Genomic DNA, 14,459 nt, shown 5'->3' on the forward strand with positions numbered 1-14,459 from the left:
GCGGCGGCCACATTGGTTAACGTATCCGCTGTGCTGCCAGAGTTCGTCGCATCCGTCAGCGCCAGATCCGCAGGGGCAGCATTGGCGCTATCAACGGTCAGCGTCAGTGGCGTTGATGGGGCCGATGTATTGCCCGCCGCATCGGTTGCGGTTGTGGTGATTGCGTTGTCGCCCGCGGCCAGATTGCCCGCCGCGAAGGGGAATTCCCACGCGCCTGTGCTTGGATCAGCGGTCACCGTGCCAACGGATACACCGCCAACAAAGACCTCGATCACCGCACCGGGTTCGCCCACACCCGCGATGGTCGGGGTCGCATTGCTGGTTAACGTATCATCCGTCGCGCCGGTGTTCGTCGCATCCGTCAGATCAATCCCAGATGGCGCATCAGGGGCTATGCCGTCTGTCGTTATCGCATTACTTGTGGTTCGTGTGTCGCTCTGCAACGGTACAACTTGGCCTGTTGGACCCGTGAAATCGTAAACTGAGGTGACCTCAAACGTGTATTCCTGTTCGTTGGTTAGCCCAGTAATAATCACTGGGCTACCAATCTCGGACGCGAGGACGATTGTTTCTGCGCCGCCCGGTTGGGTCGTCACAATATAGCTAGTTGGCGTATTCCCCGACAAAGGCGGAGAAATGATTAAGGAAGCGCTTCCGTTTCCGGCAGTTGCAACAACGCTTTCAGGTGCCTCCGGTAAGTTGGGGTTATCTACACCGCCTTGAACGTCCACCTTAAAGTCAACGGTCGTCCCATATTGATACGTACCGCACAGTGCGGGATTTGCGTTGAATTGCATGATAACTCGACCATACATTTCGCCGTTATAGGCAGTTGCAGGCAAACTCCCTAGACCAGAAAAAAGTGCGCCCGGTTCGTCAACCACAAAATCCTGTTGAAAGACTCTTTCATTAAGGTCGTCGATGTTTCCATCTTGGTTTAGATCCAGCCACACAATAACGTATTCTCTGTAAGGTGCGTAAATTCCCTTAAGATCAATTCCGACATCAACCTCGACACCAAATGTTTGCCCTGCTGTGGCAGTCGCTATTGAGTTCCCAGATCCGTCAAAATATCCGGTCTTGGCTGGAACGGCGATATCATTTCCGTCGACCCCTAGACGCGTCACCCATTCAAATGTGCTGTCAGTGCCTTCCGATGCACAAAGCACAGATTGGGCATGTGATACCGATGGCGACGCAACCGTAAGTGTAACGGTTGATATTGCGGCAATCGAACTTGTACTCAGGTATTTCCCTGATTTTGAACGCGTCGACATAGTTTATTTCCCCTACTCATGACCAGCCCGCGTATGGCGGGCAACTTGTTGACTGATAAAAACTTAACGAAATAAACTGCGTCGGTGCAGTGTGGGAAACGGCTATGTCGCTATTCAAAAGTACTAAAACACTCCCCAAAAACTAACTTACAAATCCGCAAGCTCAATCTTTGGGTGTATTGGTGAAATCAGGAAAATACGACTAAAAGTTGACAGAAATTTGAAAGCTAACTTTAGTACAGGACTCAACCTGTACCCTTATTACCTCACACAAAACAATTTTAGAGAGCGCGCTCCACCGTAATTATTAAAATTTCAAAAAGAGTTATCACGGGACGCCTATCACCATAAGCTATTGTTTAATTTAACTTAATATCCATCAAAACATGCCAAGCGAAGAAAATAAACCCGACTTCACTTCAACAGCAGCGAATTGATCAACTCATAACACCAGCCATTCATCAACCGACAGACGTGCAATGCAGGGCGACGAAATTAGATGAAAATAATTCTTAATACCCCGCAAAAACCGCGATCTAACTCTTCAAATTTGTTGTCGATATCGTGCATTTGCCACAAAGCGCTAATGCCCCGACTAAACCCCATGACCTACTATTGGGGATGTCGAATGTTAATCGCTCAGTATTGCGACAGACATGGCACCACCGACCAGTTTCTGTTTAAAATTTCAGATCAAACACAATGCATAGTAAACACAACTATAGGCTGATTAAATAAGACCTGACCATCAAGGCCCACCGAATTCAGATACTACTCGGTCAGCTTTGTTCGACCAGAATTGCTAAAAAGACTTACTCAAACTCGCTTTGGTCCAGGTGCTCAAACGAACCGCACTAAATTGTTCGTCATCAATTCGTTTATTTCACTTTCGCCTGTACAAAACAGGACTTGGCACTGGCAGTCCTGGCAACCTCGGGCAGCAAATCAGCCCGATCCATAACATTATCGGATCCGTGTAAGTGCCAGTCGCTGATGTTGATAGCAGCCTTATTGCTATGGTTTTATCAACGCCGTGACGCTCGGTCACAACTCTTGCTTTTTATCGGCCGTTGATTGCAGGAAGTCATGCGAAATAGACTGCCCCAAAAGGCTAAAAAAACCTTACAGGACTGAAAATATACAATATTTCATGTATAAAATACCGCCATTAGGGCAGTTTAGTGGCGGACAGACAGGGCGTCGACATTGCTCAACTCACGTCACGACAAGTCATTTATATCAAATAATTACATGAACCTTCCGCAATTTTCGTTGTGCGAGACATGCGGGATTTCATGAGGGAATGCTTAGTATGACATATCCACTTTTTCTCTCAGTATTTTTAACTTTGCGACGAAGTTAATAAAGACGCCTTTGTCTTCGTATCTGACCACGCGCAGGTCGTCTGATAGGCTGCGTGTATAGTATTCCACCCCCACTCTTAAGTTATCGCCGACGTGGCGGTCGGCAGCTGTATTGGGTGGTACCTCTATGTCTTCATCGTGCAGTGCCTGCCCTTCGACTAGTAGGTCACAGTTGTGCACGACCTGATAGCGGACGTTCAGCAGTGCCTCATTGCCAAAGAAAGAATCGTCGATGGCGGTTGATTCAGATATCCGGTCACCGTGTTATTTCGCCAATGTCCATTCGGTAGAAGGGTCATCGTTCACGCTAAAGATACCACTCCCGAAGCCGCGTTGAGACAAAGATGCATTGTTTGAAATTACTTGCTCAGAGCCTCTCGGCACGAGGCTTTGACCGGCAGGGAGCGGAGATCCAGATCCGCGCCGCGATCCTCAATGGCTTCATCGCACTCGGAATCCCGAAAACCGTGACGGCAGGGTAAATCCGTCTTGGGTAAGGGTAAGCACGACATTCAACTTATTTGTGAAACAAAGCCGTATGCAGGAACTCGTGCGGGATTAGGCCTAATTGCCTGAAGACAAAAAAGGTTTTGTGTATTGCATTACTTTGAGAAATGCGACGGCACTTGATTGAAACTTTATTTCACGAATTAATATAGACTGATAATATGACGTTTCATATAGAAACGTGTAGCGTATAGCATAGCTAGTTCTTTCATCATTGTGCAACAATGACGTCGTGGCCGAAATACATCAACCGCTCAGACTATTACATCTACCCTTATTAAGTCTTACAAAGCCTTCGCCAATTTGCCGCGCTTTGTGCTCCTAGGGTTGATACTAGGTTTGGTTGTTTCCATGGTGGGTTTGTTTCGTTGCTTGCGCTGATCAGTTGATCCCGCCAGCTTGCAGCGGAGTGATGTTTAACCAATCTGGCGCCAAGCACCTCGTGATCTTGTAAACCGTCAACATCGCTACAGATTACCACCCGTCCGCTGCTAATCGCTTCGATTGCGACAAGGCCATAGGCCTCCCAACGTGATGGCATGACGACTGCGTCAACCAATTCGTAAGCTTCGGTTGGTGATGCGACGAAACCCATGAAAACGATCCGATCATCGCCTTTTGCAAGTTCGCGTAGTTTTGGCTCTTCCTCTCCGGCTCCGAAAAAGAGCAGTTGTAACTCTGGATCGGTGGTCATGCGGAAAGCCTTGATCAAAGTGTCGAAGCCCTTTTGTCGATCCATGCGGCCAATCGCGCCAAATACGCTTGTTTTGCCTGATCTTCGCGGCACAGATTCGAAGGGCTTTAGGTCCACATATGAACGGATCACGGTGAGTTTCTCATCAGAAACCAGACCTTCGCTTTTTAGCCATGCGCCTTGCGCTTCGCTGACGGCGACGACCTTGTCAAATCGCTTAAACGCGGTCCGAAGCAATCTGTAAAACCTAGAAACCTGCGGGACATTATTGCGTACAAAAGCTTCGGTATAGCTATGCTCGACGTGAACAAGCTTTTTGCGCGGATAACGCAGGCGCAAAGCAATAAGTGACGGCAGTGTTCGCCAACTGATGGAAATATGTGACACGATCACATCCGCATCGATCCGTTCTCCCCAGATTGCACCACGTGGCACACATCGCACATCGTGATCCGCGTCTTTGGCCAGCTCTTTTGAGTTCGTGAGGTGGTCAAGCACGCGCATCACACCGCCAGCGGTCGTGTCATCAATCAGGTGCATAACCTTTGTTTTATGGCTTACTGGCATCATGCACGCCCAGTACGCAGTACACGTAGACCTTCAAGCGTCCGTGCTCCTACGATCCGAAGCCCGATTACTGCGGCATAGGTCGTGAACGATTTGCGTGGTTCCTCAAAAAACGGCCGCCATGATGCATGTGTCCAAGAGGCTGCAAGCGCGCATGCCTGCTGCACATCTAGGCTACTGATCGCCCGGCGGCAAAGGTAACGCAGCTGATATGCACGCGCTGAATCAACATGTTCTGCAAAGAACTCTGGGGCCATCGGTGTCAGTTTAGCTACCATTCTCTCCCATGCCTCCAGTTGATTGTCAGTTCCTGCCGAAAGGCCTTCGCCGTTGACACGGTAGCGCGTTAGCAGGCCAGGTACACCTTCCATACGCCATGGTGTCGTCAAAACGATGCGCAACCAGCACTCGATATCTTCTGACTGGCGGAAGGTTTCGTCAAAATACCAGTCGCGAACAGTCTCATGGGTTGGGCTATATGCGATGTCTTCGAATACTTCGCGACGGATCACAGCAGCAGAACCGTTACCAATCGGGTTGCGCTTTAGCACGTGGCTGGCGTCGATGTTGCGCAGACGGGGGCGTTGCGCAGTTGTCATCAGTTTACCATCGTCGGTGATCAATCGTGAGCCAGCGAAACTAATGCCAACATCAGCGTTATTCTCTAGGTGTTTTACATGTGCAGCAAGCTTATCGCGCTCCCAGACGTCATCGCTATCGCAAAACCCGATGAATGAACCGCGCGCCTCGGCAATTCCGGTATTGCGCGCACCAGCCAGACCCCGATTGCTTTGCTGGATGATCCGAAGGCGTGGATCATCTGCAAAAGACTGTGCGATCTCTAGGGTGTCATCGGTTGAACCGTCATCAACGACGATAATCTCGAACTGTGCGTATGTCTGCTTAAACAGTCCACGTAGGGTCTCGGCCAGAGTGCGGGATACGTTGAACGCGGGAACTACAATTGAAACAAGTGTCATAACAAGACCTTTCGTTACTGAGAGAAGAGCATGCGCGAACAAACGCGAGGCAGGATTAGGTTGGCGAGCGCACCGACAAAAGTCAGCGCACCACGCCGAGGAGGGTTCAAGAAGCCAGCGGGGCTTTGACGCAAACCAGCAAATGCCAGTTTCAGGGCCAATGTCCGGCCATAGTCAAAACGCAAAGCGCGTCTTGCAAGGTAACGTAAATGCACAGCGTTTGATGCAGGCTGCGGTGTCACGCCATAGCTTGCTGCTGTGGCAAGAGCATATTCGCGGCCAGCACGCATCGCGGTCAAATCCGAGGAAAGCCCACCTGCACTGCTGCGATACCAAACGTGCAAAGACTTTAGCCCAACGATGCGGCCACCCTGCCCCACGATCCGAATGAGCCATTCTAGATCTTCGTTATGCACGATTGATGGATCAAAGCCGCCAAAGCGAACAAAGATGCCTTTGCGAATGCTGAGGTTGGACATTGTGCAAACTGGGTTTTCACCCAAAAGCGTTTCGATTGTGAGCACATCGTCAGGCACAGTCGAGAACACTTTGGCGCTTGCCGGATCAGCCTTAAAGAAAGCGATTTGTCCGTAGACAGCGTCAATTTCTTTGTCAGCGAATGCAGTCTGCAGTTCTTCGAGCTTGTATGGTGCCCAAACGTCGTCGGCGTCACAAAAGGCGATGATTTTGCCTTTTGACAGTTCGCTGGCACCAAAGTTACGAGCGATGCTAGGACCTTTGCCAACGTTGCGAGCCAGCCGAATGCGAGCGTCGTTCTTTGCGGCAGCAACAACGATTTCACGTGTCTCATCTGTTGAACCGTCGTCAACGCAGATAACTTCCCAGTCGTCACAGGTTTGCGCGATGATGCTGTCTAGCGTCTCTGTCAGGGTGTTTTGCGCATTAAAGCAAGGGATCACAATCGAGAAGAGTGGCATGATTATACCCTTTCCAGTTTTGGGTTTGCGTTTTCGACGATCACCGGCAGTGACGCCATGATCATGAGGACGAAGCTGACAATGGTGTATCCGGTGGCGACAGCCATCAGCCCGTGTGGGGCAAGGATTGCGGTGCTTAGTGTTAGGCCTACGGTCAGTCCTACCGTGCTCCAAAGCTCTGTCTGGGGGCGGTTTTCACTGCGCAACCAACCAGCGGCAGCTGACCAAAGTGTCGTTGGGATGGCGACAAGGCAAAGGATCGAAACAACTGCTGATACGTCTTCCCACTTATCGCCCAGCAGAACTGGTACATAAACTGGTGCCAAGGCTGACTGCAGGAACACTGCAGGTGTGATCAGTGCCAGGCCCAGCATCATGCTTTCGCGCAATGCGACGGCTTTGTTTGCGGCTTGGCTTAGATATGGGAACAGCACTTTTGAAAAGGCTGCGGAGAATGCATTTGAAAGGCTTAGCCCCGCATTGAAGGCCATGAAGTATAGGCCCAGTGTTTCTACCCCGATCAATGCCCCCACAATGATCTTGTCTGCGTGAAAGCGTAGAGCCTTGACCACTTCGACACCCAGTACGGCCCAGCCATAGTCAAAGAACGGACGCAAAGGCGCGAAGATAGCACCGCGGTTTGGTGTCCAAGGATTCAAGCGGCGCATCGCAATGAGCCAGATTGGTGCGGCCAACAAGCGTGGCAACACAAGCGCAAAGGCTGCAGGCCAAATCAGAACAAGGACAACTGACATCAGGTTCGCACCAACCAACTGCATGCCAGCGATGGCAGCGGTTGAGCGCAACTTGCCTGCGCGCATTGCCAATGCGTTCTGAACAAGGCCAGCGGGCATAAACAGATACTCAGCTGCCAGAACAGCGATCAGCGCAAACAACATGGCGCTGCCGCCTGCCAGATAGATCGTGGCGCCGATGGCGATCTGCAAAGTGAACAGTGCCAACGACCAGCCCCAAAAGATCCGATGTGCTGTCGCGCAGGTCGCATCCAATTCATCATCTGTTGCTGAGATGATCCGTTGTCCAACACCGTTCTCGTTGACAGCCTTTAGGATATCACCTGCAGCCAGTGCCGCTGCAGCTAGACCAATCTCAGCCAGCTCCAATGTGCGCGCAACGGCAACGACCACCAGCAAACGCGACGCTTTCGCTGCGATTTCTGATGCGCCATATGCAAAAAGGTTCTGCGCGAGTGTTTTTGTATTCCAAGACATCGAAGTGGCTTTCCAACTGATCTGCCACGAAACTATCGATGTCTTGCAAGGGCGTCGCCGTCCTATTAGCTCTATCAGCCAGAGCAATGGTGTGGTCCTATATCCTATCGGGTATACTTCCAATCTGACAGCACGGTAGACGCTGTTCGTATGTTAGCTTAACAAGAACAAAGCCCTCAATACTGGCGGAGAAATATATGGCCGTTCGATCAGCAACTGCGTACTGCGCAACCCTTTTTATGCTTGCTTCGGGCTGCGCGAATTATGATGTTCCAGATAACCTGGAGCCGGTCGAAGTTGGTGATGGCTATCAGGCGCAATACCGCGCTATCGATGTTTCCCGACAGAACAATGAATTTCTGCGCTCCGCACGTATCAACGAAAGCAAATGCTTGCCCTACGGCGGTGGTGAAGGCGGTGCGGGTGGTGGTAAAGGTGCTGGGCTTGCGTCATTTGCGCTAGGCGGTGAACGTCTTACGCGTAACGATCTTGTTAATATTCGCGTCGGTGACGACGAAACCTTTAACGCAGACTATGTGATCTCGCGGGATGGAACGCTGAAACTCCCGTTTTTGCGCCCTATCGCCGCGCAGGGCCGTACGACCGATGAAATAGAAGACGAAATCGCTCGCCAGCTGTTGGCCGACGAATTCTATGCTGACCGTCCGCGGATTTCGGTGCGCGTTGCCGACTTTGCATCAGTGATTGTCGGTGTTTCTGGCGCAGTCTTTGAACCCCATTCGGTCGAGATTGGCGGCGTACCCGGCGACCGAATAGATTCGCGCCGGCAAGAGGCCATCGGCTCATCCAGCGAATCCCGCAATCTCTCGGTCGCTTTGCGTGCCACTGGTGGCGTCCGTCCTGATGCCGATATTTCCGCGATCGAAGTACGTCGCGGCTCTGAAGTTTATAAAATTGATATGCGCGGCGTCTTTGAAGGGCAAAACGTCGTCGACATCATGCTGTTGACCGGCGATGAGATCCGCGTGCCAAGTCGCCAGTGTTTTCAAGAAGACCTGATGCGCCCGAGCCCAATCAGCCCTCCGGGGATCAGTCTGTTCCTGTCAAACCTGACGCAGCCTTCGCCAAGCAACGCGTCATCCGCGATTGAACGCAGTGTTCGCGAAGTCCCCTATGGCACGCGCTATATTCAGGCAGTCGTTGATAGCAACTGTGTTGGTGGCGCGCGCGCGACCAGCGCAAACCGATCATCTGTTCTGTTTTCACGCAACCCAATCACCAAAGTGTCTGTCGTGATCGAGCGTGACATCGAAGACTTGTTGCGCCGTGCGGATCGTGATGATTATGACCCCTATCTTCTGCCGGGCGACGCCCTAGCCTGCTATGATAGTGCTATCACAAACGTCACCGAAATCGGCCGCGCGCTTGGCGTCATTGGCACAACGATCTTATTAGCCAAGTGACGCCGACACAGAAGTGTTAAGAACGCTAGTTCGGTCTTAGGCGCGTAGTGCCACGATCTCTGTGCGTTCTTGCAAGAACTTTTGATAGCCTTGCTGCAATTCAGGGCGATCCAAAGCGAATGCTGTGGTTGCTTGCACGAAACCTTGGACCGAACCACAGTCGAACCGCTCGCCTGCGAACCGGTAGCCGACGACGCCAGCGTCTGCCACATCGGCATTAATCGCGTCCGTTAGCTGAAGCTCTCCACCTGCACCGGGGCCTTGGATTGCCAGTTTATCAAAGATCGAAGGTTGCAGGATATAACGGCCAACCACAGCTAGCGTCGAAGGCGCGATATCGGGACGGGGTTTTTCGACCAAACCACGTGCTTGCGCGATACGACCCTTTTTAGATTCGATATCAAGGATACCGTAAGAGGATGTCTGTTTCTGAGGCACATCCATCGTCGCAACCATGTGCCCGCCAATCTGGGCGTGCGCATCAACCATCTGCGCTAGAACGCCACGCGGTGCACGGATCACATCATCGGGCAAAAGCACTGCAAATGGTTCGTCTCCAACTGCACGACGCGCGAGTTTCACTGCGTGCCCCAAACCACGAGGTTGGTCCTGACGGATAAAGCTAAGGGTTCCTTCGCGCATCCGTGTATCTTCTAGCGCGGCAAGTGCCTCTTTCTTGCCCTTCATTTCCAGATGATGCTCTAAGGCTGCAGCCGTATCAAAATAGTCTTCTAGCGGGCCTTTTCCAGCTGCGGTCACAAAGATGAACTCTTCGATGCCAGCCTGACGCGCTTCGTCAACGGCGTATTGAATAAGCGGACGATCAACCAGAGTGAGCATCTCTTTGGGGATGGATTTTGTTGCAGGGAGAAAGCGCGTACCAAGCCCAGCGACAGGAAAAACTGCTTTACGGATATGTGCCATGTGATTGTCCTTTCTTTGCAGAGAATTAAGTTATTAGTAAGCGCCGCGACCTGAAACGACTGCGCGGAAGGTCATGAGAACGATGACAAGGTCAAGCAACACAGTGCGTGTTGACGCGTAAACCAAGTCCATCTCAACCATCTGCTCAAAGCTCACATCTGCGCGACCTGAAACCTGCCAAATGCCTGTGATACCTGGCTTTACGGCCAAACGACCGTATGCGTGGGCCGGGTATCTTGCGACTTCGCAAGGAAGAGCAGGACGTGGGCCCACAATCGACATTTCGCCCTTAAGTACATTGATGATTTGTGGAAGCTCATCAATTGAAGCGCGGCGGATAAAACGACCGACCCGTGTGATGCGCGGATCACGGCGTGACTTAAAGCAAACTCCAGCACGGTCTGAATTTGCCTCTAGCGCGGCGCGCATCTTTTCAGCGTCCTGATGCATTGAACGGAACTTGTACATTGAGAAATGTTCACCGTTGCGGCCAACCCGTGTCTGGCGGAACAGCACAGGGCCTTTTGATTCCAGCCGAACAGCAAGAGCGGTGCCAATTAGGATTGGAGACAAGCAGACCAGCGCCAATGAAGAGATTGAAACATCCAATGCGCGGCAAGCGATCAAACGTGTTGGTGTCTGCTTGATTGCGTTCTTTGCAGCACGTGCAAGGAATGTCAGGTTACCGGCCAAATAGCGCTTTGCCATCCGCTTTGGCTCCATGGCCAGACGCCACATCCATTCCATCTTAGCCTTGCGAATGGGCTTAGGAGCCCGCGCAACATTTCCAGCAAGGAAATCAAGCGAAGCACCCACACCCAAGCACAGTGATGCACCAAGACGGTCGGCGTAACGGTCGATCCAAAGCTCCTGAATTGGAACACCGGTCGCAACAATTACAATGTCGGCACCGCTGATGTTGATGTCGGCGATAACTGCGTTTGGATCTTCAGCACCTGCGAAACCGTCACGTGTGCCGGCGATTTTCAGACCTGGCGTTGCGTCTGTTAGTGCTTTCGCCGCAGCCTCGGCTGTGCCCGGCGCACCACCGAACAGGTAGATAGAACGCCCAAGTTCAGCAGCGCGTTCAGCCAATGCTGGAACCAGATCAGTTCCGTTCAGGTTTGCGGTCAGCGTTTGGCCAGTCATCTTGCCAGCCAGTTCAACACCTATACCGTCGGGCAGTAGAGCGTCAGCATCACGTACGGCGTCTGCATATGCTGGATACTTAGCCATAACATTGCAGCAATGCGCGTTAATAAAGAATGCACGACGACGACCTGGGGCTAGCAACGCTTCAATCGCTGTGGCCTGATCTGCATCTACCAGCGAAAGGCCGATAGCGGGTAGGTAAGATGATTTCACGCCGCGAAGGGATTTGATTGGCGTTGCGCTGTTAAAGGCGATGTCGGCGTGTTTCATATCAGGGCTCCTGAAGTTCGTATTCGATTTCCTTCTTGATGGTGAAAGTCAGCATTCAACTCAACGAAGCACACGCACAGGTAGGTGGAACAGAAGAAGGCAAATTTGAACGAACGCGCTAATCAGATGATCAATTTGAACGCCGCCATATCCTTGCGGGTAGGTGATCTCTCCAAAATCGACGCTGATTCCAGACGCAAAACAGGGACTTCAGGCCCTCATTATCTATTTTTCATATTTATTTTCAGCATGTTAAATAACATCAAAAATCCAAATAGCGCTTTCCACCCTACCCATTAGGTTAGAGCATGTAGCGTTTGGACTTTGCTCCAAAGCTTTTGCGCGGATGAATGTCTCGGATTGGCTTGGTAATGTCTGCTCGCAAGGAGAAAGCAAAATGACCGCAGCGACACAACCATTAATTGAAGTTGAGACAGCCCGTAGAGCAAAGGGTTGGATCCGGCGTGCTATCATGGGTGGCCGGCTTAGCGACCTGGGCCGCCTGCCCCGATATCTTGCTTTCGCGTTGCTGAATGGTGTCGCGATATGGGGTCCGATCACCGGTTACCTCAAGACGGCACCTCTTACTTTCAAGTCATCGACTTCGCTCATCCTACCTGGTTCTGGCGCTTCGGCTTCAATGAACCTGAACGGTATCGGACAGGCCTCTTCATTTGCGAACTCTGCTTTCTCCAGCAACTCTGTCAGCCCGACTGAAACATACAAACGGCTGTTGAATGCGGACCGTATTCTTGATGCAGCCGCGCAAAGCCTTGGCGTTACGCGTAATGAACTTGGCAAGCCACGGGTCAACTTGGTGGACCAAACCAGCCTTATCCACTTCGAATTGACAGGTGGGACCCCCGTCGAGGCACAGCAACGTGGCGACGCAATCCTGACTGCGTTTTTTGACGAATTGAATGCGCTACGTGCAGATGAACAAAAAACACGCGAAGACAGCAGTTTCTTGGCTATCAACGACTACCGCGACTCTGTTGCGAACACGCGTGCAGACATCGAACGTTTGCAGTCGGAAACAGGCCTGATTTCGGTCGCGCAATATGACGCTCTTTTGGCCCAGCAAAGTGTACTGGATGCAGAAGTTCGCGGACAGCAGGCAAAAGTTGACGAAAGCCTTCATGCTGTTTCGACACTGGAAACAAGCCTTGGCATCACAGCGAATAACGCCGCAACGACGCTAAAGCTATTTGCGGACGAAGGTTATGGAAATTTGCTGGCGCAAGCAGCGACCCAGAAAGCTGCCCTTGCCCAAGCAAGCGCCCAATTCGGCGGACAGCACCCAAAGGTCCAAGAAGCGCGCCGTGCCCAAACGCAGGCAGAGCAAGCCGCCATCAACCTTGCGACAGAGCTAACTGGCTTGGATGCAGTACAACTTACAACGCTTGATGTTGCCCCGAACGGACAGCGCGCAGCTTTGCTCGCAGAGTTGGTCGAAATGCACGCCAAAAGCTTTGGTGCAGCCCAACAACTGGACACGTTAAAGCGCCAAGCTGAGGTTCAAGCAGAACGCCTGAGAGAAATGGCACCAGCAGCGGCCAAGTTGCAGGATTTGCAGCGCGACTTCTCGGTTGCAGAGGCCGTCTTTGCGTCAGCAATCGCACGTACCCAATCAACAAAGACAGACGTCTATGCGTCGTACCCACTTGTTCAGGTTCTTGAGAATCCATCTCTTGCAGAAAAGCCATCCTCACCAAATCGCAAGCTGGCAATCGCAGCAGGCGGCGCGGCGACATTCATGATGTTTATCGGCCTACTGTTGGGTTGGTCACGCTCTGCGATCATTACGACGCTCATCCGCAAGACAACGGGCAGCACAAAATGAACCCGGCCGAACGCCTCGTTTACAAAACTCTTGTTCTGACCTGGCCCTTTTACGCTGTCGGTGCGCTCTACCTCGTTGGTCCTGTCATCGCATGGCTTTTGGGTGGGTTGGCAGTGCTGTCGCTGTACCTTGGCCCAGCCATGCGCAAAGACCTTCGGGTAACCGGTACAATCCCACCAGTTATCTGGGCTTGGATTTTGGGAATGTTCGTTATGCTAGTTGCCCTATGGGTCGGCCACTTGAATTGGTCGATGGGCATGAAGTCGACGATCAAGTCTTCAATCGGCTGGGCCAAGGGATGGGCCCTCATGGCGCTATTCCCACTTGCTGGGGCTCTCTTGCCAATCCGGCGCGAAGTTCTTGTTCGAGGGCAATGTGTTATTGGGATGGGAACCTTGGTTCTTGCTCCCATTATGCTAGTGGCGCCCTTTATCGGCCTGCCCGAGAAAATTCTGACCTCGCCGCTAAAGGCAGTTGGCGGCCCTGGTCCAGAATACTTTAGCGTCTATTTCTTTACATACGATCCGTCGAACTGGACGCCGCGTTGGCAGTTCTATGCACCTTGGTCACCCTTTGCCGCGCTATTGGGCGTCGTCATGGTGCTGTTTGCCCTTGAGGAAAAAACAGCAAAATGGCGCCGGATTGGCATTGCAGCTGGTGTACTGATGATCCTTGCATCCAAATCGCGTATGGGCATCGTTGGCCTTACGGCATGCACCGTTGGACCACGTATGTTGCCGCTGATCTTTCGTGGTTGGATGTGGCAGATAGGCGCACTCGCGACGGCATCACTGGCGGTTACCGGACCAGCATTGGTTCAAGGCGCAACAGATGCCATCTCAGCGTTCAAAAACGCGCGCGCAGATAGTTCGCGGGTTCGTGCCGCGCTTCAGCGGATCGCGGGTGAGCGTTGGATCAACGAAGCATACTGGTTCGGACATGGGCGCGTGCAGCCTGGGTCTCATGCCGTTGAATACATGCCAATCGGCAGTCACCACACATGGTGGGGGCTCCTGTTTGTGAAAGGTGTTGTTGGCATGCTTGCGCTTCTTATCCCCTTCGTTTGGCAAACGCTGATCGCCCTTGTCGATGCAGCAAAGGGGCCGCGCGGACGGTTGCCGCTGGGCATTATGATGACACTCACACTGCTTTCCTTCGGCGAGAACGTCGAGATCGAAGCCTATCTCTTATGGCCCGGACTTGTGATCCTTGGGATACACGCAAGGGAACTTCACGACGAAAAAACAGGTGTGGTTGCCGCCTCAGCTTAATGCGCGCAGCCCCACC

The 14,459-nt window shown here is 52.1% G+C and carries 10 protein-coding genes and 1 pseudogene; 4 read left to right on the forward strand and 7 right to left on the reverse strand.

Annotation, left to right across the window (positions count from 1 at the left end):
* Positions 1-1,277, reverse strand: a 1,277-nt coding sequence (locus tag ACHUEV_RS03580; protein ID WP_394177694.1) for an Ig-like domain-containing protein, incomplete at its 3' end; no start/stop codon positions are given.
* Between the two features lie 1,678 nt (positions 1,278-2,955).
* On the opposite strand from ACHUEV_RS03580, the pseudogene ACHUEV_RS03585 reads away from it, so the two are divergent.
* Positions 2,956-3,123: pseudogene (locus tag ACHUEV_RS03585) on the forward strand (IS5/IS1182 family transposase); the annotation flags it as partial.
* Positions 3,124-3,425: 302 nt separating this feature from the next.
* On the opposite strand, the gene ACHUEV_RS03590 reads toward ACHUEV_RS03585, so the two are convergent.
* Genes ACHUEV_RS03590 through ACHUEV_RS03605 form a run of 4 tightly spaced genes read right to left on the reverse strand, consistent with a single transcriptional unit; the run spans position 3,426 to position 7,559 of the window.
* On the reverse strand, positions 3,426-4,409 hold the full coding sequence (locus ACHUEV_RS03590; RefSeq protein WP_394177695.1) for a glycosyltransferase family 4 protein: 984 nt from the start codon (positions 4,407-4,409) through the stop codon (positions 3,426-3,428).
* Positions 4,409-5,389, reverse strand: coding sequence for a glycosyltransferase family 2 protein (locus tag ACHUEV_RS03595; RefSeq protein ID WP_394177696.1), 981 nt, complete (start codon positions 5,387-5,389; stop codon positions 4,409-4,411). Before ACHUEV_RS03595 ends, ACHUEV_RS03590 begins: the two co-directional genes overlap by 1 nt.
* A 14-nt stretch (positions 5,390-5,403) precedes the next feature.
* A complete protein-coding gene (locus ACHUEV_RS03600) occupies positions 5,404-6,327 on the reverse strand; it encodes a glycosyltransferase family 2 protein (protein WP_394177697.1) in 924 nt (307 codons plus the stop codon).
* 2 nt (positions 6,328-6,329) lie between these two features.
* Positions 6,330-7,559 carry an oligosaccharide flippase family protein gene (locus tag ACHUEV_RS03605; protein ID WP_394177699.1) on the reverse strand — a complete coding sequence of 410 codons (1,230 nt, stop codon included), beginning with the start codon at positions 7,557-7,559 and terminating at the stop codon, positions 6,330-6,332.
* Positions 7,560-7,756: 197 nt separating this feature from the next.
* Between ACHUEV_RS03605 and ACHUEV_RS03610 the strand changes: the two genes are divergently transcribed.
* Positions 7,757-8,983: a polysaccharide biosynthesis/export family protein gene (locus ACHUEV_RS03610; protein WP_394177700.1), complete on the forward strand. Its 1,227-nt coding sequence runs from the start codon at positions 7,757-7,759 to the stop codon at positions 8,981-8,983.
* Positions 8,984-9,019: 36 nt separating this feature from the next.
* Here ACHUEV_RS03610 and ACHUEV_RS03615 read toward each other — a convergent pair whose 3' ends face one another.
* On the reverse strand, positions 9,020-9,907 hold the full coding sequence (locus tag ACHUEV_RS03615; protein ID WP_394177701.1) for a UTP--glucose-1-phosphate uridylyltransferase: 888 nt from the start codon (positions 9,905-9,907) through the stop codon (positions 9,020-9,022).
* Positions 9,908-9,940: 33 nt separating this feature from the next.
* Positions 9,941-11,329: a sugar transferase gene (locus ACHUEV_RS03620; RefSeq protein WP_394177702.1), complete on the reverse strand. Its 1,389-nt coding sequence runs from the start codon at positions 11,327-11,329 to the stop codon at positions 9,941-9,943.
* Positions 11,330-11,726: 397 nt separating this feature from the next.
* On the opposite strand from ACHUEV_RS03620, the gene ACHUEV_RS03625 reads away from it, so the two are divergent.
* Positions 11,727-13,172, forward strand: a complete 1,446-nt coding sequence (locus ACHUEV_RS03625) for a GumC family protein (RefSeq protein WP_394177703.1) — start codon at positions 11,727-11,729, stop codon at positions 13,170-13,172.
* Complete coding sequence (locus ACHUEV_RS03630; RefSeq protein WP_394177704.1) at positions 13,169-14,443, forward strand: O-antigen ligase domain-containing protein; 1,275 nt, start codon at positions 13,169-13,171, stop codon at positions 14,441-14,443. The genes ACHUEV_RS03625 and ACHUEV_RS03630 overlap by 4 nt, the downstream gene beginning before the upstream one ends.
* Positions 14,444-14,459 lie beyond the last annotated feature (16 nt).

This window comes from Yoonia maritima, assembly GCF_043641945.1.
Classification (GTDB): Bacteria; Pseudomonadota; Alphaproteobacteria; order Rhodobacterales; family Rhodobacteraceae; genus Yoonia; species Yoonia maritima_B.

Coding starts and splice junctions, on each gene's coding strand:
- ACHUEV_RS03595 (WP_394177696.1), bottom strand. CDS start 5,389: ATGACACTTGTTTCAATTGTAGTTCCCGCGTTCAACGTATCCCGCACT.
- ACHUEV_RS03620 (WP_394177702.1), bottom strand. CDS start 11,329: ATGAAACACGCCGACATCGCCTTTAACAGCGCAACGCCAATCAAATCC.
- ACHUEV_RS03615 (WP_394177701.1), bottom strand. CDS start 9,907: ATGGCACATATCCGTAAAGCAGTTTTTCCTGTCGCTGGGCTTGGTACG.
- ACHUEV_RS03625 (WP_394177703.1), top strand. CDS start 11,727: ATGACCGCAGCGACACAACCATTAATTGAAGTTGAGACAGCCCGTAGA.
- ACHUEV_RS03590 (WP_394177695.1), bottom strand. CDS start 4,409: ATGCCAGTAAGCCATAAAACAAAGGTTATGCACCTGATTGATGACACG.
- ACHUEV_RS03610 (WP_394177700.1), top strand. CDS start 7,757: ATGGCCGTTCGATCAGCAACTGCGTACTGCGCAACCCTTTTTATGCTT.
- ACHUEV_RS03630 (WP_394177704.1), top strand. CDS start 13,169: ATGAACCCGGCCGAACGCCTCGTTTACAAAACTCTTGTTCTGACCTGG.
- ACHUEV_RS03600 (WP_394177697.1), bottom strand. CDS start 6,327: ATGCCACTCTTCTCGATTGTGATCCCTTGCTTTAATGCGCAAAACACC.
- ACHUEV_RS03605 (WP_394177699.1), bottom strand. CDS start 7,559: ATGTCTTGGAATACAAAAACACTCGCGCAGAACCTTTTTGCATATGGC.